The following is a 20919-nucleotide window of genomic DNA, read 5'->3' as shown; positions in this document are numbered from 1 at the left end:
GGTCACCAAACGGGAAATTAACCACGGGTTTGTACCCCATTCGTTCCTGCACAGGACGACGAGGGGAACAAGTCATGTTGCGTTATGTATATGCTGACGAACTGCATAAATTTCCAAAACTGGCCAAGGGGATGTTTCTGGACCGCGCCGATCAGTTCAAGACCCGGCTGGGATGGGATGTTGATGTCGACGAAAACGGCGAAGAACGGGATCGGTATGACGATCTGAACCCGCTTTATGTCATCTGGAAAGAACCCGATGGCAGCCATGGCGGTTCGATGCGGATACTGCCGACAACCGGCCCGGTCATGGTAAACGATGTCTTTGGTCATCTGACGGGCGGCAGTACTATCCGCAGCCCGCTGATCTGGGAGGTTACGCGGTTCTGCCTGTCGCGCAATGCCAGCCCGCACACGGCAGGTGCCATAATGCTGAGCGGTGGCGAAGTGATGGAAGGATTTGGCCTGACCCATATTGCCGGTGTCTTCGACGCAAGGATGATCCGGATCTACCGTCTGATAGGGTCTTCGCCGGTGGTGCTGGGGTCGCAGGGCAAGGGCCGGGATCAGATCTCGGTCGGGCTGTGGCCCTATTCAGCCGAGGACTGCAACCGGGTGGCTGAACGGGCGGGGGTTTCCCGAGACCTGTCCCGGCTGTGGTTTCGTGCAGCGTTCGGGGGCAGTGCGCAACATCGGTTCGCGCTTTCGGCCTGAATTCGTGAAAAGCGGACTCCGCGTCTGGTGGTGACTGACGCGGCCCTGTAGGGTCGCGCCATGTCCTTGCCTCTTGTCACCTTTTCCGATGATCAGGCCGCCGCCTATGACAGCATTTCCGAGATGCTGAAATCGGCGGGCGTCGACCTTGACGATGACGCGCTGCTCAGGCCGCCCGGAGGTGGAAAGACAGAAACGATGGCCGTGATCGGCAAGGCCGGGTCAGGCAAAACACTGCTGTTGGCTGAATTGTTCAAGGCGCTGGCCGAAACCGGTGTTCAGATCGTGTCTGGCGACTTTGAAAGCCGTAAGTCAAAAGACAAGCGCAGCCTTGCCATTCTGGCCCCGACCAACAAGGCGGCCAGCGTTCTGCGCCTGCGCGGGGTTCCCGCAACAACCATCCACCGCATCCTTTACACGCCTGTATACGACCCGGAATATGAACGTATTGCCGAATGGCTGGCAGGCAATGACGAACGCCCTGAAATCGAGGGGCTGACGAATGAGGCGCTCGACCGGGCTGCGGCATTCTATGCCAACAACAAATCCATCCCCGGGGCGCTGGCCGCTGCCGGACTGCGGGGTTCGGACTTCATTACCGGGTGGAAACGCCGGGACGAACCGCTCGATATCGGGTTTGTCGACGAAGCCTCGATGCTGGATGACCGGCAGTTCGAGGACCTGAAAGAGATTTTCCCCACCCTGCTGCTGTTCGGGGATCCGGCCCAGCTTGCGCCTGTGAACCAGTCCGGCAGCATGGTATTCGAAGCTCTGCCCGAGCCTCGGAAGCTGACACTGCACCGGGTCCACCGGCAGGATGCGGATAACCCGATTCTGGACCTTGCCCATGCACTGGCGGACCCGGCGATGGGGTTCGAGGATTTCGAAAGGCTGGTCGAGCAGACCGCCAGGCAGGATGACCGCGTCGTCTGGGGGCAGCGGGTCGAGGTTGACCTGATGGCGCGCAGCCCGGTTCTGGTCTGGCGCAACGCCACGCGCATTCGCCTGATCAACGCCTTCCGGCATGTTCACGGCGCCCCCGACACCGAGTTGCTGGAGGGTGAACCCCTGATCTGCGACGGTCTGGAACTGCCGCTGAAACACCGCAAGAAGCGGCTGGATCTGGAAGCGCGCGGCCTGATCAAGGGCGCGCAGGTCATCTATTTGGGTCCCGGGCGCAAACCGGGTTTTTCGCGTCTGCATGTTATGGGGGCTGAAGACCCGCAGGTCAGCGCCGCCTCGATCGTCAAGATTGAGAAACCGGACGAGGAAGAGCCGTTTATCCCCTATGCCGCCCGTATGGGGGCAACCTTCCTGCATGGTGCTGCCGTGACGATTCACAAAGCGCAGGGGTCGCAATGGGACACGGTTCAGGTTTTTGCGCCCGATATCTACGCTGCCGCCAGAATGGGTCGTACCGAGGCGGGACAACCCCTGTGGAAGCGCCTGGCTTATGTGGCCATAACCCGCGCGCAGGAACGGCTGATCTGGGTCGTGCGCAACCGCCTGTCCAAGCCGACTCATCCGCTGCGCGTTGATGACCTGCGCACAGCCCCCGTGGCATCTCTGGTTCTCGAGGCTGAAGACACATGAAGACCATCATCGTAACCGGCGCAAGTTCCGGTATCGGCCGGGCAACCGCCGAGTTGTTTCTGAAGGAAGGCTGGCGCGTCGGCCTTCTGGCGCGCAGTGCCGATGTTCTGACGGCAATGTCAGAGTCTCACGAAAACGCTGTCCCATTGGTTGCCGATGTAACGAACCCGGACGCAGTCGCCGCCGCCTTCGATACTTTCACCAAACAGGCTGGCCGTCTGGACGTGCTGTTCAACAACGCGGGCATCTTCGCGCCTGGCGGAACCATTGACGAGATCGCGCTGGACGACTGGTACAACTCGGTCAACGTGAACCTCAACGGGATGTTCCTGTGTGCCCGGGCGGCCTTTGGCATCATGCGCCATCAGTCGCCACAAGGCGGGCGTATCATCAACAACGGTTCGATAGCGGCCCATGTCCCGCGTCCCAACTCGGTCCACTACTCGGCGACGAAACACGCGATCACCGGATTGACCCGCAGCCTGTCATTGGACGGGCGGAGCTTTGGAATTGCCTGCGGCCAGATCGACATCGGCAACGCGCGCACGCAAATAGTGCAGGGCCTGGTCGACGCGGCGATGGCAGAAGGCACGACCCCGGACCCGACTATGTCTGTCGAGGATGCGGCACGCTCTGTGTTGCATATGGCTTCGCTGCCGCCCGAGGCGAATGTTCAGTTCATGACGGTGATGGCCACCACGATGCCTTACATCGGCCGGGGCTAAAGGTTTACTTCTCGCGCAGCAATCTGAACGCGGTCGAGGCGCCCCACCCGGCCGAGATCGCGATGACAAGCGACATCAGACCGTACCAGACCGGCTGTTGGCGGGACATGTTGAACAGAAACCGTTCAAGTCCAACCTTGCGCACGTCGATCACCGTCTCGAATTGGGAAACAACCTCTCCGCCGCGTGTCAGCAGAATGCGCGCGACATAATCGCCCTCGGTCAAGTCTGCAGGCATGTCGATCGAGGTTCTGAACAAGGTCTGCTCATCTACAGCCACGGTGTTTTCTCGGATCGAGTAAAGGCCCTCATGCTCGCGAATTCGAACAACCGCATCCGCAAAGTCCTGCGCGCCGCGAATATGCATCGCGGCACCCACCGACCGGATGGCACGTTCGATCGAAACCCGGTGGCGCAGGTCTTCTACGTCCGACAGGATGGAATTCAGCGGTGAACTGGTTGCAACGGCATAAAAGCTGGGTGCCAGATCGACCAACACGCTGTCGGTGTTCACCCAGATACCCAGCCGCTTTTCTTTTCTTCGCACCGTTACAGGGCTGGATGGCCCGGCGACCGCAACGATCACTTCCAGCGGAGGGCCCGGCGGGATCGGCGCTTCGCGCTTGACCGCCCCGAAAATCAGAATTTCGGAACCGTCAAAGTTTGCGGTGATTGCAACCCGGTCCTGGCTGAGGCCAAGAACGACCTGCTCATCCTCTGCATGCGCAGGCAGGCAGATAAGGCTCAGAACGGCGATCAGATAACGCATCATGATCAGTGCCCTCCCGCATCGCCCAACGAGTACAACTCGGAGGGTTGAAGCAACAGGTCCAGCGCAAGTTTTCCGCATACGGCAAGCACCAGGGCCGCCAGCAGAACACGCAACTGCTCGGCCGGCATGCGCGATCCGATGACCGTGCCGATCTGCGCCCCGATAACTCCACCAACCAGCAGAAGCACCGCCAGGACCACATCAACAGTGTAGTTCGTGGTGGCATGCAGCATTGTTGTAAACGCCGTCACGAAAATGATCTGAAACAGCGATGTTCCCACAACGACCTTGGTCGGCATACCCAGCAGGTAGATCATCGCAGGCACCATGATGAACCCGCCGCCCACGCCCATGATGGCGGACAGCACGCCGACGCACAGACCGACCAGCGCCGGCGGAATGACCGAAATATACAGGCCCGAAGTCCGAAAGCGCATCTTGAGCGGCATGGCGTGAACCCAGCCGCGCTGACGTCGCTTGGGAGGCGAACCTCCGGCCTTCTTCGACTTGCGCAGCGCGTTGAGGCTTTCGATAAACATCAGGCTACCGACGACACCCAGAAACACGACGTAACACAGTGTAACCAGCAAATCGACCTGACCCAGGCTTTTGAGGTAGTTGAACACCACAACGCCCAGCGCCGCGCCGATCAGACCTCCGGTCAGCAACACGGTACCCATTCGAAAGTCCACGGTCCTTCGCCGGAAATGCGCCAACACGCCAGAGAACGACGACGCCACGATCTGGTTGGCCTCGGTTGCAACCGCCACAGCGGGAGGGATGCCTATGAAGAACAGCAGCGGGGTCATAAGGAACCCACCGCCAACTCCGAACATGCCGGAAAGAATGCCCACCATTCCGCCCAGACCCAACAGCAGAAAGGCGTTCACGGATACTTCGGCGATTGGAAGGTAAATCTGCATGATGTTCTCTAAACGGGCTGGGTGTGGTCGTGTAATGTGACAAAGCCCGTCTTATTGCAATGGGTCTGGCCGCAAGTGCGACGCACCGGCACGGTCTTGGCAGCGTTCTGGGCGAACAATCTCTGTTTATGACCCACCTGCGGCAAAGACAGACTGACCCGCACAACAATCCCGGAGCCAGAGTCCGAGGATTCGGAAAGCGAAAAAAGCCTGTCTGCAGACCGGGTTATGAAAGGGGGCGTTTGCATACCCCTTTAGAGCGGGTGCGACATGCAAAATCAACTCTGCATGCCGCTCTGCAGCGAACAGGACTGAGATACTAGTCGGAACTGGACCTATCAGCGTTCCTTCACATAGGGTTCGCCCCCGGCGCGTGGCGGCACGGCCTTGCCCACGAACCCGGCAAGGATCACCACGGTCAGGATATAGGGCAACGCGTCCATGACTTGCACCGGTATGACAACCCCACCCAGATCGATGTTCTGGAATCGCAGAGCGATGGCCTGAAGCAGACCGAACAGAAGGCAGGCCCCCATCGCGTGCCAGGGTCTCCATTTCGCAAAGATCAGGGCCGCCAGCGCGATAAAGCCACGCCCGGCTGTCATGTCCTTGACGAACCCGGCCTGAAGCGCGGTGGCCAGATAGGCACCGGCGATCCCGCAAAGCAGGCCGCAGATGGCAACAGCGGCATAGCGAAGCCCCACAACGGAAACACCGGCCGTATCCACCGCGGCGGGGTTTTCACCCACGGCGCGCAGTCGCAGGCCGAACCGGGTGCGGAACAGGATCCACCAAGTGGCAGGCACCATCAGAAAGGCGACGTAGACGAGAATCGAGTGCCCAGACAGCAACTCGGAATAAATCGGGCCAATGAACGGAACACCGCTTAATGCTTCCGCAAAGGGAAATTCGATCGGCCCAAACCGTCCGCCGCCGATCAGTGAAGGTGTTCGCCCCCCCTGCTGGAACCAGCTTTGCGCCACAAGAACGGTCATCCCCGCCGCCAGAAAATTGATCGCCACGCCCGAGATCAACTGATTGCCCCGGAATGTGATCGACGCAACGCCGTGCAGGGCGGACAAAACCAAAGATGCGGCAACACCTGCCAACAAGCCCAGCCAGACCGACCCGGTCACTGCTGCCACGGCGGCGGAAAAGAAAGCCGCCATCAGCATCTTGCCTTCTAGTCCGATGTCGAAGACGCCCGCCCGTTCGGAATAGAGCCCGGCCAGACAGGCCAGCAGCAGCGGTGTTGCCAGGCGAATGGTTGAGTCCAGGACCTGGATGATGATCAGGAATGTTTCCATCACTCAGCTCCTTTCCGCATGCCCAGGAACAGTTTTTCAAGCGGCATACGAACCATGTTGTCCAGCGCGCCGGTGAACAGGATCACCAGGGCCTGAATCACCACGATCAACTCGCGCGGAATACTGGTCCAGAACGCCAACTCGGCGCCGCCCTGGTACAGGAAGCCAAAAAGAATTGCCGCCAGAAACACCCCGAACGGATGAGACCGCCCCATGAGCGCCACCGCGATACCGATGAAACCCGCACCCTCGGTCGAGTTCAGAACCAGTCGCTCCGCCTCGCCCATGACGTTGTTGATGGCCATAAGACCAGCCAGCGCGCCCGAGATCAGCATGGCGATGATGGTAATGCGCACGGGTGAGATGCCTGCGTAGACGGCCCCGGTTTCCGAATGACCATAGGCCCGGATTTCATAGCCAAGCCGGGTGCGCCAGATCAGCGCCCAAACCACGAAACAGGCCAGAACGGCGACAAAGAAGGTGATATTGGCCGGGGCACCTTTGAACAGAACGTTTTCGGCCGTCGAGAACATGGACTGGAACGTAGGCAGATGAACGGCTTCGGGGAACCGGGCGGTCGCCGGATCCTGCGCCCCCGGGGGGCGCATCACATTGACCAGAACATAGTTCAGAACCGCCGCTGCGATAAAATTGAACATTATCGTGGTAATCACGATATGGCTGCCGCGCTTGGCCTGCAGATAGGCCGGGATCGCAGCCCATGCCGCACCGAAAACCATTGACGCGGCGCAGGCGGCCAGAAGGGCAATGCTCCAGTGTGGCCAGGGGACATAAAGGCAGACGATGGCAACCCCAAGGCCGCCCAGCATGGCCTGTCCTTCGCCGCCGATGTTGAACATGCGCGCATGAAAGGCGACGGCCACCGCCAGCCCCGTGAACATGAAGTTCGTCGCGTAATACAGGGTGTACCCCCAGCCATAGGTCGACCCAAGCGCGCCGGAAACCATGAGCTTCACGGCCTCGACTGGGTTTTCACCGATGGCCAGGATGACCAGTGCCGAGAGGATTGCGGCCAATATCAGACTGATCAGCGGGATCAGGACAACATCGGCCCATTTGGGCATTTTTTCCATATTACGCGGCCTCTCCCGCCACACCGGCCATCAACAGGCCCAGTTCTTTTTCATCTGTCTCATGGGGCAGACGTTCGCCCATGATATGTCCGTCAAACATCACCGCAATCCGGTCGGACAACGAGAAGATCTCTTCCAGCTCGACCGAGACCAGCAGGATTGCCTTGCCCTGATCACGCAGTGCGACGATCTGTTTGTGAATGAACTCGATCGCACCAATGTCCACACCGCGTGTGGGCTGGCCGACCAGCAGCAGGTCGGGGTTGCGCTCGATCTCGCGGGCAACGACGATTTTCTGCTGGTTTCCGCCAGAGAAGCTTTTGGCTGTCAGCCACGGGTTGGGCGGGCGGACGTCGAATTTCTCGATCTTGGCCTCGGTATCGGCCCGAAGGGCAGCGTTGTCCATGAAAATGCCGCGCTTGTAGGCAGGGTCACGGTGATAGCCGAAGGCGACGTTTTCCCAAGCGTGGAAATTCATGATCAGACCTTCGCGCTGCCGATCTTCGGGGACATGCGCGATGTGCTGATCGCGGCGCGCGCGCCCGTCCGAACCCGGTCCGCTCAGCGCCAGTGGGGTGCCGTTCAGCTTGATGGACCCCTGCCCCGGTCGCATTCCGCCGAGAACTTCCAGCAATTCGGACTGACCATTGCCCGCAACACCGGCGATGCCGACGATCTCACCGGCACGGATCGTCAGGTCGATACCTTTGACGCGCTCTACACCCGCCTGATCGCTCACCCGCAGATTCTCGATCTCCAGCACAGGTTTGCCGGGCTGGGCGGGCACTTTATCGACTTGCAGCAGGACCTTCCGGCCAACCATCAGCTCGGCCAGTTCCTCGGGGCTGGTGTCGGCGGTCTTGACCGTCGCAGTCATCTGCCCGCGGCGCATGACAGAGACCGTATCGGTGTTCTCCATGATCTCACGCAGCTTGTGCGTGATCACGATGATGGTCTTCCCCTCGGCCCGCAGACGGTCAAGGATGCGGAACAGCTGATCAGCCTCGGCCGGGGTCAGAACGCCGGTCGGCTCGTCCAGAATCAAAATCTCGGCCTTGCGATACAGGGCTTTCAGGATTTCGACACGCTGTTGCATGCCCACGCCGATCTCGTCGATGCGTTTGTCCGGATCCACGAAAAGTTCGTACTCTTCTTCCAACGCTTTCAGTTCCTTGCGCGCCTTGGACAAAGACGGGGCCAGCAGCCCGCCGTCTTCAGCGCCCAGAACAATGTTCTCCAGAACGGTGAAATTCTCGACCAGTTTGAAGTGCTGGAACACCATCCCGATCCCCGAGGCAATCGCGGCCTGGCTGTCAGGGATTTCGGTCTTTGTCCCGTTGATCCAGATCTCGCCTTTGTCGGCTTTGTAAAACCCGTAGAGGATGCTCATCAGCGTGGATTTGCCCGCACCGTTTTCACCGATGATCCCGTGGATCGTGCCGGGGGCGACGCTGATGGAAATGTCTTTGTTGGCCTGAACCGGCCCAAAGGCTTTGGAAATCCCTTTGAGCTCAATGGCGGGGACGGTCATGTCTTGCCCTCAATTGCCGAAGGGCCGCGTAGTCAAACAGCGGCAGAGTGAGTTGGGACGGGAGATAAAATCCCCCGTCCCATGCGATATCAGAACTGCAGTGCCGGGCAGCTGTCGTTCTCGTAGTAGCTGACAACAGAGATGTCCCCGTCGATGATGCCACGACGTGCAGCTTCTACGGCATCAGCCATCTGGGGGTGAACCAGCTCGCGGTTGTTATCGTCGATTGCGACGCCAACTCCGTCTTCGGCCAGACCCATGGCGAATACGCCGGTTTCAAGGTCTTCACCCGCTTTCATCGCTTCATAAACAGCAACGTCCACACGTTTCAGCATCGATGTCAGGACCTTGCCCGGGTGCAGGTGGTTCTGATTGCTGTCCACGCCGATCGACAGGATGCCTTCGTCCGCCGCAGTTTGCAGAACGCCAACACCGGTGCCGCCGGCAGCCGCATAGATTACATCAGCGCCCTGGCTGATCTGGGCTTTGGTCAGTTCCGAACCCTTTACAGGGTCGTTCCATGCGGCCGGGGTGGTGCCGGTCATGTTGGCTACCACGTTGATGTCCGGGTTCACGGCCTTGGCGCCCTGTGCATAGCCGCAACCGAAGTGGCGGATCAGCGGAATGTCCATGCCGCCGATAAAGCCGACGGTGCCGGACTTGGACGCCATCGCGGCCATCATGCCGACCAAATACGAGCCTTCATGCTCGGCAAAGCCGATCTGACGGATGTTCGGCGCGTCCAGCCAGGTTACGTCAACCGCGACGAACTTGGTGTCCGGATAGTCGCCTGCAACAGCAGACAGCGGATCGGCCATTGCAAAACCCATGGTGATGATCGGGTTGGCACCGGCTTCGGCAAAGCGGCGCAGGGCCTGCTCGCGCTGGGCTTCGGACTGAAGCTCGATCTCGCGGTAGGTACCGCCGGTCTGATTGGCCCAACGTGACGCGCCGTTATGGGCCGCTTCGTTGAACGATTTGTCGAACTTACCACCCAGGTCAAAGATCAGGGCCGGTTCTGCAATTGCGGCACCCGCTGTCATCGCGACTGCGGCTGCGGCACCCATCAAGGATTTCATCAGGGTCATTGGTTACTCCCGTTTTGTTTTTTTGTCGGCTGGAGCCAAGATAGCCCCCTTTACCCACTCAGAGCGAGCATAACTGTTGTGATGGCGGGAATTAAGGCCGTTTGCAACAGCCATGGTCAACCACTAATTTGACCAATCGGTAAAAAACTTGCCTGCCTTCAGATCAGGCGGCATTCCATTTGGATTGCATCGAGCTTCTGATTGTTTTCATGAAGGTAATACCCCTTACGCAGACCGCAGACCTTGTAACCACAGCTCTGATAGAGGGAAATTGCCGGCAAATTGTCGGCCGCTACGTCTAGAAAAGTATGAGTGGCACCCAGTTTTTTTGCCTTGTTGTGCCAGTCTTTCATGCATTGCCTTGCAAGACCCTGCCTTTGATAGGCCGGGTGAGTTGCAATCGTCAAAAGCTCCGCCTGATCGGCAATAACCTGAATGACGGCAAATGATCTTTCATTTCCAACAACATGCGTGAATCTGTTTTCCAGAAGATCACAAAACTCCTGGGCGCTCCACGGGCGGGCTCGGGTAAAAGCCGCGGCATGCGTCCTTGCAAGATCCTGCGGTTTCATTCGTCCAGCAACACCGGAGGCAGATCTTTCGATGGGGCCGCATCGGCCGCACGGATATAGAGCGGCGCTGGTGCCTCTGATACAGACTGCCAGCGACGCGACGTAATCCGGGCAATCGCGCGGGCTTGCAAATCCGCGTTGTCGTTCAGAACCAGGGCTCCAAACGTTTCTGCCGTCTCTTGGCCAATCAGTTCCGGGTCAGAATCATGCAAGGAAACATAAACCTGCTCTCGCGGCGCGCGAATCGCAGGGATGCTGCCCTGAGGCGCAAATTCGGCCAGGGCATCGAATCCCGTCACGCCGACGGCCGGAATTCCCAGGCCCAGCGCCAAACCGCGTGCGGCAGAAACCGAGATTCGGATTCCGGTGAAATTGCCCGGACCTATGCCAACGCCGATCGCATCCAAATCCGCCCAAGTACGCCCGCCCAGGGCCAGAACCTCGTGCAGCAGAGGCATCAGGCGTTCCGCCTGGCCGCGCGTCATGGGTTCAGCGCAGGAGGTCACGATTTCACCGTCCCGCAACAAAGCGGCCGCGCAATGCGCGGCCGATGTGTCGAATGCCAGTATGATCGGATCAGACGGCAACCGGGCGCACCTCGGTCACTTCGGGGATGTAGTGACGCAGCAGGTTCTCGATCCCCATTTTCAGGGTCAGGGTCGACGATGGGCAGCCCGCACAGGCGCCTTGCATATGCAGATATACGACACCGCGGTCAAAGCCGTGAAAGGTGATGTCCCCACCATCCTGTGCCACGGCCGGACGCACGCGGCTGTCCAGCAGGTCTTTGATCTGATTGACGATTTCCGCGTCCTCGCCGGTATGTTCGGCGTGCCCCGAAGCGGTTGCGGCGTCTGCGCCCATAACCGGCTGACCGGACTGGTAGTGTTCCATCACCGCGCCCAGAATTGCGGGCTTGATGTGATCCCACTGCACGTCGTCAGACTTCGTGGCTGTTACAAAATCATTGCCGAAGAAAACTCCGGTAACGCCGTTCACCTCAAAGATCCGCTTGGCCAAAGGTGACTTCTCGGCAGCTTCGGCGGTCGGGAAGTCTGCCGTACCCGCTTCCAGAACGGTTTGACCGGGCAGGAATTTCAATGTTGCAGGGTTGGGCGTCGATTCGGTTTGAATGAACATGGCGCGGCTCCGGTTGGGTTGTACCTGATATGCGGGCAGGCGCCGTGGAAGTCAAGATTTGGAACGATTCTAAATCATACTGGCAAAATCGACCGCATCCTCCAGCCGGTCATCCCCCCAGAACAGCTCGTCGCCTGCTACAAAACTGGGCGCCCCGAACAGGTCCAGGGCCTGAGCGCGCTTGGACTGTTCGAACAAAGCTTCCTTGATAGCCGGATCCTTTGATCGCGCAATCATATCGCTGCGCAACCCGGCAACGACAAGACAATCAGCCAGCACGCTTTCGTCCGAGATTGTGCGCCCGTCGGCAAATTCTGCTTGGTACACAGCGCGCACAAATGCCGCTTTTTGGTCCTGATCCTCGATGGCCAGAACCAGCCGGGCGGCCAGAACTCCGTTTTGGGGAAATGGGTTCGGATGCACGAAAGCCAACCCGCGCTTTTTGCACAGACGTTCCATATCACGCCACATGTAGCGCCCTTTGGCGGGATAGATATTGAACGGAGAATTGTCCCATCCCTGCGCCGCGAAAATCGGACCCAGAAGAAAGGGCTGCCAATCCACGGCAACCCCTTTTTGCGCCGCCACCTGTTCAACCCGCATCGCACTGAGATAGGAATAGGTCGAAGCAAATTCGAACCAGAATTGAATACGGCGGGTCATGTTGGGGCCTCAGGTAATAGCTTCCAGCTTTTCCTTGCTCAGATCCCCGGGCACGATGGTGATCGGGATCGGAAGACTGCCGGAATTGCGTGTGAGTTGCGTCACCAGCGGACCGGGCCCTTTCTTTTCAACCCCCGCACCCAGAACAAGTACCCCGATTTCAGGGTCCGACTGGACATGTTCAATGATCTGCGGCACCGGATCGCCTTCGCGGATGGCCAGTTCGGGTTCGATACCCTGCTTGTCGCGCATCCATTTCGCAAACACCTCGAAATGTGCGTGAATGCGCTCGCGCGCTTCTTCCCGCATGACTTCCGCCACACCGATCCAGTGGTTGAACTCATCCGGAGGGATGACCGACAGAACCGTTACCCCTCCGCCGGTATGCGCCGCACGCATTGCCGCGAAACGCATGGCATTCAGGCATTCGCGGCTGTCGTCAAGTATGACCAGGAACTTACGCATTTGTATCCTCTTTTGTTTCCGGGATCATGCCCGACAGTGGGGATACTGGCAACTCGGAAGCGCGCCGCATTGACGTGTTAGCGGTTGCTGGCGGCCCAGTCCCAATACAACTCACGGGCGCGGCGGGAAATCGGGCCGACCTGATACCGGGTATCTTCCAGTGCCGTGACCGGTGTGACCTTGTTCATGTTCCCGGTCATGAACACTTCGTCAGCGTTGTGGAAGTCATCAAAGCTCAGGATGGCTTCGTGCACAGTGACGCCGTCCGCCCTCAGGTTCTTGATATGACGGGCGCGCGTGATCCCGGCCAAAAAGGTTCCATTTGGGGTGGGTGTGAACACCTCGCCGTCGCGAACCATGAAAATGTTGGCCGTTGCGGTTTCCGCCACATGTCCAAGGGCGTCGGTGACAAGCGCATTTGAAAACCCTTTTCCGCGCACCTCCTGCAACATCCGGGCGTTGTTGGGGTAAAGACAGCCGGCCTTGGCATTCACGACTGCGGATTCCAATACCGGGCGACGGAATCGTGTGGTGCCCAGCGTTGCCGAGGCAGTCTCGGGCGCCATCGGAATTTCTTCCAGGCAGACCGCGAAACCGGTGCTGTTTTCCTGCGGAACGATCGCGGTCGCGTCGCCATCAATACCCCAGTACATCGGACGGATATAGACAGCGGCATCGGGGCTATAGCCTTCCAACCCCTCGAGGACAATCCCGATCATTTGATCAGTGGTTACGAATGGCGTCAGCATAAGCGCCTCGGCCGAGCGATTCACGCGGGCACAATGCGCCTCAAGATCCGGGGCCATGCCATCAAAATACCGCGCCCCATCAAAGACGGCCGATCCCAGCCAAGCACCGTGATCGGCCGCGCGCATGATCGGGGCATCCCCGTCATGCCACTGACCCTCGAAATAGGTACGGATATTCTTGCCGACTGCCATGGCGCCCTCCCTAGCTTATGGCAAACCTAGGAAGGCGTTGAGGCAACGTCCAGCGTAATCAGCCCTGTTTGGCGCCGACCATGCCCACGATTTCGTAGGTCTGCTGCAGGATCGGAGCTGCAATCGCGCGCGCCTTCTCTGCGCCCCGTGCCAAAATCTGGTCGATCTCGGCCTCTTCGCCCATCAGTCGGGCCATCTCGGACGAGATCGGCGCCAGCTTCGACACCGCCAGTTCGGCCAGCATCGGTTTGAACTCGCCAAACTGCTTGCCGCCTGCTTCGGCCAGAACCTGCTCGGCAGTCTGGTCGCTGAGGGCGGCATAGATGTTCACCAGATTGCGCGCCTCCGGGCGTTCTGCCAGCCCGTCGATCTCGGACGGCAGCGCATCCGGGTCTGTCTTGGCCTTGCGAATCTTCTTGGCGATCGCGTCGGCGTCATCGGTCATGTTGATCCGGGTCATGTCGGACGGATCCGAAGACGACATCTTGCGCGTTCCGTCGCGCAGGTTCATCACGCGCGGCGCAGCACCACCGATGACCGGTTTGGTCACAGGAAAGAAATCCACCCCATAGTCGTGATTGAACTTGATCGCGATGTCACGGGTCAGTTCCAGATGCTGTTTCTGATCCTCTCCCACAGGCACATGGGTTGCGTGATAGGTCAGAATGTCCGCCGCCATCAGCGCAGGATAGGCAAACAGACCCAGCGAAGCGTTTTGCGCATTCTTGCCCGCCTTGTCCTTGAATTGCGTCATCCGCTGCATCCAACCCATCCGGGCGATACAGTTGAAGATCCACGCAAGCTGCGTGTGTTCGGCCACTTGGCTCTGGTTGAAAAGGATCGACTTTTCCGGATCAAGACCGGCGGCGATGAAACCCGCGCAGACTTCGCGGGTCTTTTCGCGCAGACGCTCCGGGTCTTGCCAGACGGTGATCGCGTGCAGGTCGACCATGCAATAGATGGTTTCGAACTCAGGGCCCTGCATATCCACAAAACGCTTGAGCGCACCCAGGTAGTTGCCAAGGTGCAGGTTTCCCGAAGGCTGGATGCCGGAAAACACGCGCGGCGTGAATTGAGTTTCGGTCATCGAAGGGAACTCCCGTCTGGAAAAATCAGCCCCCGTCGCTTACCCATGAGGTCAAGGGACGTCAACAGCCGCGAAAGGCCCGCCCAATGAGCAGCGAACAATATACACCTGCCGTGAACCCTCTGCCGCCTGTCGTTGTGGCGCTGGTGTTGTTCATCATGGGTATCGAACTGGCGTTTTCCCTTGGTACGCGCGGGATCGTCGGCGGACCTTCGGCTGTCGGATGGCGGCTGGACGCGCTGCAAAGCTATGCCTTCTCGCCGGACATATTCGACTGGATGGTTCAAAACGGGCGGTGGCCCTTCGAACATGTTATCCGGTTCGTGACCTATCCCTTTGTCTCGGCCAATTTCACGCAGGCCATTTTTGTCTGCGTGTTCGTGCTGGCCATGGGCAAAATGGTGGCCGAGGTGTTTGGCGGCTTTCCCATGCTGTTGATCTTTGTGCTGTCAGGTGTCGGCGGTGCACTGGCCTATGCGCTGATCCTGGATCCCCGCTACCCGTTGGTCGGCGGGTTCCCACCGGTCTACGGTCTGATCGGCGCGTTCACCTGGCTGCTGTGGCGCAAACTGTCGCTGGTCGGCGAAAACCAGTCACGCGCTTTCAGCCTGATTGCCGTGCTGATGGGCATCCAACTGCTGTTCGGCCTGCTGTTTGGCGGCACGTCCGACTGGGTCGCCGATCTGGGCGGGTTTGCCACCGGCTTTGGCCTGTCATTCTTTTTGGCCCCGGGCGGATGGGCCCGGATTGTCGGGCGCATCCGGCGCGACTGACGGATCAGGACCGGCGCAAGGCGCGCCTGAATTCCGATACTTCAAAAGCCCGCAACAGGTGGCCCAGCGCGAAATAGGTGATCGCGGCAATCGCAATCAGCAGGAACAGGGCCGGATAACGCCATCCGGGCAGGGCAAAGACCCAGCCGAACAGGTGCAGCGCAACAAACAACACAACGCCCATTCCAACCGAGGCCGCGACGATCCGCCATGCACGGCGCTTGAAGCGGGCGTCAAAGCGGGCCTCTTCCCCCATCCGGCGTGCGCCGATGGCCAGTAGCGCCACCATCGCCCACCCGGCAGCCGAAGCCGCAATGGCGGGCGCGATCCAGCCCACCACCGGATACAGGCCAAAGGCCAGGGCAGCATTCACGATCATGGCCACCACCGCGTAGTGAAACGGCGTGCGGGTGTTTTCCCGGGCGAAGAACAGCGGTTGCAGCAGCTTTTGCAGCATGAAGGCCGGCAGACCGACCCCGTAAATCGCAACGGCCAGCGCCGTGGCGGCTGTGTCTTCGGGGCCGAACTGGCCCCGCTCGAACAGCACCGACACCAGTGGCGTGGGAATGATCACAAACGCCACGGTCGATGGGATGGTCAGAAGCAGCGTGAATTCGCCCGCACGGGAGAAGGCGTTGCGCGCACCGTCCTTGTCGTCCGCGCGCATGCGGCGCGAAAGATCGGGCAGCAGCACGATGCCCACAGCGATGCCCACCACACCCAATGGCAATTGGTACAACCGGTCTGCCGCAAACAGCCAGCTGACGGCTTTTTCGGTTTTCGACGCCACCAACTGGCCCACCACCAGGTTGACCTGCGTCACGCCCATCGCCAAAGCAGCAGGAACCGCGACACGAACCAGATTGCGCATCTCAGGGCTGAGCTTGGGAAGCCCGGGACGAATACGGATACCTGCGCGCTCGGTTGCGACCCAGACCAGCGCCAACTGTGCGACACCGGCCGCCGGAATGACCGCCAGCAGCCAGCGGATGACTTCGCCACCGGATACAGCACCAAGAATAAGGGCCGAACAGGCAAAGATGTTCAGCAACACCGGCGCGGCCGCAGCGGCGGCAAACCGGCCCGTCGCGTTCAGGACACCCGAAAACAAGGCGGCCAGCGACATGAATAGGATGTAGGGAAAGACGATATACCCATAGTCCACCGCCAGATCGAAACGTTCGTCGCCATAGAAGCCCTCGGCCGTGACCCAGACCAGCGCGGGCATGAAGACCATGGCGAGGCCGACCAGCGCCAACACAGCCAACGCCAGCAGGTTGAAGGCGTCCTGCGCAAACTCTTGTGCGTTCTCGCCGCCCTCAAGGCGCTTTGAGAACATCGGAACAAACGCTGCGTTGAACGCGCCTTCGGCGAAGAAGCGGCGGAACATGTTGGGCAGGCGGAAGGCAGCGACAAATGCATCCATGACCGGTCCCGGACCAATATAGGCCGCCAGAAGGATTTCGCGCAGAAATCCAAGGATGCGGCTGGCAAGCGTCCAGAAGCCGACCGTGAACAGGCCCGAAAACAGGCGGATCTGCTTCATGAGGCCGCGCGCTCGGCGCCTTCGGTGATCGCTTTGCGCAGCTTGGCTTCCAGCCCGCGCTGTTTGCTTTCCGAATAGTATTTCAACCCGAACATATCCTTGACATAGAAGGTGTCGACCACCTGTTCGCCGTAGGTCGCGATCACAGCATTGGCGATATACACGTTGGATGCCGCTAGGGTTCGGGTCAGGTCGAACAGCAAACCGGGGCGGTCGCGGGTATCGACCTCGATGATCGTGTAAATTTCAGACCCGTCATTGTCGAACATGATGTGAGTCGGAACGTTGAAGGCGCGTTCGCGTTTTTTGATCTTGTCCCGCGATTTCAGCGCATCGCGCGCCACCACCTCACCCTTGAGGGTTTTGTGGATCATCTGGGTCAGGCGCGGCAGGCGGCTGGCTTCAAACGGGTGGCCTTCGGCATCCTGTATCCAGAACGCATCGGTCACATAGCCGTCCTTGGTCGTATAACTGCGTGCATCCACGACGTTGGCCCCGACCAGCGCCAGCGCGCCGGCAATCCGCGCGAAAATTCCGGGGTGATCGCCCATGGCGAAACAGGCGCGGGTGGCATCGCGGTCTTCGTCCGGGTGCAGGCGGATTTCCATCGCTCCGGGGTCGCCGCTGGTTTCCAAGGCCTGAAGCATCTCGGCAAATTCGATGTGGGTCGAAAGATTGAGACCTTGCCAGTAAGGATCGTAGTGCCGTCCGGTTTCGGTTTTTAGGTCGGCCTTGGACCAGTCGTCCAGCGCAACTCGCAGCGCCTTCTTGGCCTCGGCCCCGCGGTTGGCCCGGTTCAGATCCTCCATCCCCGTTTCCAGCGCGCGTTTTGTTTCGGCATGCAGCGCGCGCAACAGGGTGGCCTTCCAGTTGTTCCATGTATCTGGGCCGACGCCGCGAATGTCACAAACCGTCAGCACCGTCAGAAGGTCCAGCCGTTTGACTGTCTGCACCGCCTTGGCAAAATCGCGCACCGTGCGCGGGTCGGAGATATCGCGTTTTTGTGCCATGTCCGACATCAGCAGGTGATAACGCACAAGCCATTCGACCGTTTCGGTGTCTGACTTGTTCAACCCGAGACGCGGCGCAATCTTGCGGGCCATCTGGGCGCCGAGAATCGAGTGATCTTCAGGCCGCCCCTTGGCAATGTCATGCAACAGCAGCGCCACATACAGAACCTTGCGATTGACGCCCCCTTTCAGGATCGACGAGGCCAGCGGCAGCGATTCAACCAACTCTCCGCGTTCGATCTGCGCCAGGTTGACGATGCACTGTATGGTGTGCTCGTCCACCGTATAGCTGTGATACATATTGAACTGCATCATCGCCACGATAGGCTCGAACTCGGGCAGGAAGGCCGACAACACACCAAGCTCGTTCATCCGGCGCAGGGCGCGTTCCGGGTTGCCGTGTTTCAGCATCAGGTCGAGGAAGATGCGCTGCGCCTCTTTGTCATTGCGCATTTCATCGTCGATCAGATGCAGGTTGGCCGTGACCAGGCGCATTGCATCCGGGTGGATCAGCATCCCGGTCCGCAACCCCTCCTCAAACAGACGCAGCAGGTTCAGTTTGTCGGACAGAAACTTGTCCGGGTCACCAACATCCAGACGGCCATGCACCACCGTGTAGCCTGATTTGACACGGCGGCGGCGGCGAAAGATGCGTTCCAGCAGCGGCGCACCTTTTACATGCGCGGCCTCCAGCTTGGTCAGAAAGATCCGCGTCAGTTCTCCGACCCGCGTTGCTTCGCGGAAATAGCGCTGCATGAACACCTCGACCGCTCGCCGACCGGCGCGGTCCTGATAGCCCATGCGGTCGGCAACCTCGACCTGCAGATCAAAGGTCAGCTGCTCGGTCGCGCGACCCGTGATCAGATGCAGATGCGACCGGACAGCCCAAAGGAACTCCTCGGCCTCGACAAAGCCCTTGAATTCATCAGGTGTAAACAAGCCAAGCGGAACAAGCTCGGCCACGTCGTGAACACCATAGATGTACTTGGCGATCCAGTACAATGACTGCAAATCGCGCAGACCGCCTTTACCCTCTTTCACATTGGGCTCGACCATATATCGCTGCCCTTGCTTGAGGTGTCGTGCGTCCCGCTCCTGCAACTTGGCTTCGATGAATTCACGCTCGCTGCCCTTGAACAGGTCGGCTTTCAGGCGCTCTTCCAGCCCCGTCGCCAATTCCCTGTCCCCGGCAAGGTACCGCTGCTCGAGCATCGAAGTGCGGATCGTGAAATCATCCGCGCCCAAACGCAGGCAATCCCGGATCGTGCGCGATGAATGCCCGACCTTCAATCGCAGATCCCAAAGGATGTAGAGCATGGATTCGATCACGCTCTCGGCCCAGGCGGTGATCTTGTAGGGGGTCAGAAACAGCAGATCGACGTCGGATGACGGGGCCATTTCACCGCGGCCATACCCTCCGACCGCCAGAACTGCGATCTTTTCACCCTGGGTCGGATTTGCCAACGGGTGAAGATACCGGCCGGAGACCAGCATCGCGGTTCCGACCAACTGGTCCGTCAGGTAGGTGTACGATCGCGTCAGTGGTCGCGCGGCAAAGGGTTGCTCCGCAAACGCATTGGCGATGGCCGTGCGTCCGGCCTTCTGCGCATCACGCAAAACGCGCACGGTTTCCGCGCGCATTTCAGCATTGTCATTGCAGTTATCGAAGGCTTCGGACAAACGGGCACTGACGCCCTCACTGTCAAAAATCTCGTTTGCCGGGCAGATCAGGCTGCCTTCGGGCTCAGAGACCGGCGCCTGCAAAGCTTTGTGGAGCAGGGTCAATCACAACCACCTGTTTGTTCTGGATCGTGGCAACCGCCAGACCACGTTCATTTGTTCCGTTCGATCGCAGACGGAAGATGCCGCCAACGCCCTGAAACCCAGCATTCTGAGTAAGCGCGGCACCTGTCAGCGCGTCCGATTTTCCCTGCCCGACCAATGCGCCGATGGCCGCGATGCCATCATAGGCCAAACCGCTGATCGGGTGCGGTGCCTCGCCATAGGTCGCATTGTACCGCTGGCGATAGGCTTGTGCCTTTGCCGGATCCGGCAAGGCAAACCAGCCGCCCTGCACACCCGGCAATTCCAGTGTTTGCGGCGGAATATCCCAACGTGTCAGCCCGATGAATTGCGTCGTGGCCGGGGAAATGCCGGCCTCGGGCAGCAACTGGCTGAACAGCGGCAAGGCACCGGCGGTGGTCGCCGTCAGAAAGATCGAATCGGCCCCGGTTGCGTCGACCGTCGCCTTAATCGTGGGAACCGAGCCGATGACGCCCTGCTGCGAGCGGTCAAATCCAACCGAACCCGCATTGTTGACCCGGCTTGTGCTGAGGGCTGAAATAATTGCGGTTTGGCCCTGCTGACCTGCCCCATCGTTACTGTGAACGACGACCATTCCGGTTTTGCCCTGCTGGGCCGCGTAATTCACCAGCCGACCAGCCGTGTTTTCAAAGGTCGGTCCTAGCACAAACACGTTTCCACCGGCGACGCTGGTGTTGTTGGAAAAGGACAGAACATTTATGCTTTTGTCCAGAACGGCCAAACCGGCGGCATTGGCTGCCTGCGCGTAAACCGGGCCGATGATGATCTTCGCACCGTCATCCACGGCCTGTTTGGCCACCGTGCCGGCGATACCCGCGTTTCCTGCAGTGTCATAAACCCGAAGATCAATCTGCACATTCTGAAGATCAGCCATGGCCAGACGGGCGGCGTTTTCAAGGCTTTGGGCCAATGCCGCATCCCCCGATTGCGCCGATCCGCGTGGAACCAGCAGGGCGACAGGCACCGGTTTGGATGCGTTGATCGAAGGACCCCCACCCAGACCGCCGGGCTCACAAGCGGCCAGAAGCGCGGCAGTGGCGAGGACAACGGCGGATTTCGCCAACTTGCGAACGGGCTTGCAAACGGTAAACATCTAAATGAAAACTCCCTGATCCGGCGGCTTGGAACGCTGCTATTCTATTGAGCCGCGAT

Annotated in this window: 20 protein-coding genes; 4 read left to right on the top strand and 16 right to left on the bottom strand. The window is 59.6% G+C overall.

What is annotated here, in order from left to right; translation table 11 throughout:
* Positions 1 to 74 precede the first annotated feature (74 nt).
* From ACR0J8_RS20415 to ACR0J8_RS20405, 3 genes are read left to right on the top strand one after another with little or no spacing between them, the layout of a single operon-like run.
* Positions 75 to 713: an acyl-homoserine-lactone synthase gene (locus ACR0J8_RS20415; protein ID WP_480892002.1), complete on the top strand. Its 639-nt coding sequence runs from the start codon at positions 75 to 77 to the stop codon at positions 711 to 713.
* Between the two features lie 60 nt (positions 714 to 773).
* Entirely contained in the window at positions 774 to 2306 is a 1533-nt protein-coding gene (locus ACR0J8_RS20410) for an ATP-dependent DNA helicase (RefSeq protein WP_480527020.1), read from the top strand.
* Positions 2303 to 3031 (top strand): SDR family oxidoreductase, encoded by a 729-nt coding sequence (locus ACR0J8_RS20405; protein WP_480527018.1) that lies wholly within the window; start codon positions 2303 to 2305, stop codon positions 3029 to 3031. Before ACR0J8_RS20410 ends, ACR0J8_RS20405 begins: the two co-directional genes overlap by 4 nt.
* Positions 3032 to 3035: 4 nt before the next feature.
* On the opposite strand, the gene ACR0J8_RS20400 is transcribed toward ACR0J8_RS20405, so the two are convergent.
* From ACR0J8_RS20400 to trpS, 13 genes are all read right to left on the bottom strand, one after another.
* Complete coding sequence (locus ACR0J8_RS20400) at positions 3036 to 3803, bottom strand: TIGR02186 family protein (RefSeq protein WP_480527016.1); 768 nt, start codon at positions 3801 to 3803, stop codon at positions 3036 to 3038.
* Positions 3804 to 3805: 2 nt separating this feature from the next.
* Positions 3806 to 4726 carry a sulfite exporter TauE/SafE family protein gene (locus ACR0J8_RS20395; protein WP_170615663.1) on the bottom strand — a complete coding sequence of 307 codons (921 nt, stop codon included), beginning with the start codon at positions 4724 to 4726 and terminating at the stop codon, positions 3806 to 3808.
* 338 nt (positions 4727 to 5064) lie between these two features.
* Complete coding sequence (locus tag ACR0J8_RS20390) at positions 5065 to 6033, bottom strand: ABC transporter permease (RefSeq protein WP_170681850.1); 969 nt, start codon at positions 6031 to 6033, stop codon at positions 5065 to 5067.
* The gene (locus tag ACR0J8_RS20385; protein ID WP_170615667.1) at positions 6033 to 7127 is read right to left on the bottom strand and encodes an ABC transporter permease; all 1095 of its coding nucleotides are present in this window, start codon (positions 7125 to 7127) and stop codon (positions 6033 to 6035) included. Before ACR0J8_RS20385 ends, ACR0J8_RS20390 begins: the two co-directional genes overlap by 1 nt.
* Before the next feature lies 1 nt (position 7128).
* Positions 7129 to 8658 carry an ABC transporter ATP-binding protein gene (locus ACR0J8_RS20380; protein WP_170615669.1) on the bottom strand — a complete coding sequence of 510 codons (1530 nt, stop codon included), beginning with the start codon at positions 8656 to 8658 and terminating at the stop codon, positions 7129 to 7131.
* Positions 8659 to 8747: 89 nt separating this feature from the next.
* On the bottom strand, positions 8748 to 9746 hold the full coding sequence (locus ACR0J8_RS20375) for a BMP family lipoprotein (RefSeq protein WP_170615671.1): 999 nt from the start codon (positions 9744 to 9746) through the stop codon (positions 8748 to 8750).
* A gap of 158 nt (positions 9747 to 9904) precedes the next feature.
* On the bottom strand, positions 9905 to 10318 hold the full coding sequence (locus tag ACR0J8_RS20370; protein WP_170681849.1) for a GNAT family N-acetyltransferase: 414 nt from the start codon (positions 10316 to 10318) through the stop codon (positions 9905 to 9907).
* Entirely contained in the window at positions 10315 to 10905 is a 591-nt protein-coding gene (gene tsaB / locus ACR0J8_RS20365) for a tRNA (adenosine(37)-N6)-threonylcarbamoyltransferase complex dimerization subunit type 1 TsaB (RefSeq protein ID WP_480527013.1), read from the bottom strand. Before tsaB ends, ACR0J8_RS20370 begins: the two co-directional genes overlap by 4 nt.
* Positions 10895 to 11458 carry a NifU family protein gene (locus ACR0J8_RS20360; RefSeq protein WP_480527011.1) on the bottom strand — a complete coding sequence of 188 codons (564 nt, stop codon included), beginning with the start codon at positions 11456 to 11458 and terminating at the stop codon, positions 10895 to 10897. Before ACR0J8_RS20360 ends, tsaB begins: the two co-directional genes overlap by 11 nt.
* A gap of 69 nt (positions 11459 to 11527) precedes the next feature.
* Positions 11528 to 12121: a DsbA family protein gene (locus ACR0J8_RS20355; protein WP_480527009.1), complete on the bottom strand. Its 594-nt coding sequence runs from the start codon at positions 12119 to 12121 to the stop codon at positions 11528 to 11530.
* A gap of 9 nt (positions 12122 to 12130) precedes the next feature.
* Positions 12131 to 12586, bottom strand: coding sequence for a universal stress protein (locus tag ACR0J8_RS20350; RefSeq protein WP_170615682.1), 456 nt, complete (start codon positions 12584 to 12586; stop codon positions 12131 to 12133).
* 77 nt (positions 12587 to 12663) lie between these two features.
* On the bottom strand, positions 12664 to 13527 hold the full coding sequence (locus ACR0J8_RS20345; RefSeq protein WP_480527007.1) for a branched-chain amino acid aminotransferase: 864 nt from the start codon (positions 13525 to 13527) through the stop codon (positions 12664 to 12666).
* Between the two features lie 58 nt (positions 13528 to 13585).
* On the bottom strand, positions 13586 to 14614 hold the full coding sequence (gene trpS, locus ACR0J8_RS20340; RefSeq protein ID WP_480527005.1) for a tryptophan--tRNA ligase: 1029 nt from the start codon (positions 14612 to 14614) through the stop codon (positions 13586 to 13588).
* An 86-nt stretch (positions 14615 to 14700) separates the two neighbouring features.
* Here trpS and ACR0J8_RS20335 point away from each other — a divergent pair, with 86 nt between their 5' ends.
* The gene (locus ACR0J8_RS20335; RefSeq protein ID WP_480891992.1) at positions 14701 to 15387 is read left to right on the top strand and encodes a rhomboid family intramembrane serine protease; all 687 of its coding nucleotides are present in this window, start codon (positions 14701 to 14703) and stop codon (positions 15385 to 15387) included.
* 4 nt (positions 15388 to 15391) lie between these two features.
* Here ACR0J8_RS20335 and murJ read toward each other — a convergent pair whose 3' ends face one another.
* The 3 genes from murJ to ACR0J8_RS20320 are packed head-to-tail and all read right to left on the bottom strand — an operon-like array spanning position 15392 to position 20860.
* Positions 15392 to 16933, bottom strand: a complete 1542-nt coding sequence (murJ, locus tag ACR0J8_RS20330; RefSeq protein ID WP_480527002.1) for a murein biosynthesis integral membrane protein MurJ — start codon at positions 16931 to 16933, stop codon at positions 15392 to 15394.
* Entirely contained in the window at positions 16930 to 19728 is a 2799-nt protein-coding gene (locus ACR0J8_RS20325; protein WP_480891990.1) for a [protein-PII] uridylyltransferase, read from the bottom strand. Before ACR0J8_RS20325 ends, murJ begins: the two co-directional genes overlap by 4 nt.
* Complete coding sequence (locus ACR0J8_RS20320) at positions 19688 to 20860, bottom strand: penicillin-binding protein activator (RefSeq protein WP_170681842.1); 1173 nt, start codon at positions 20858 to 20860, stop codon at positions 19688 to 19690. Before ACR0J8_RS20320 ends, ACR0J8_RS20325 begins: the two co-directional genes overlap by 41 nt.
* Positions 20861 to 20919: the final 59 nt, after the last annotated feature.

The sequence above is a fragment of the Ruegeria sp. N11 genome (genome assembly GCF_056531525.1).
The sequence above is the reverse complement of the archived record's forward strand: the minus strand, read 5'-3'. Positions and strand labels throughout refer to the sequence as shown.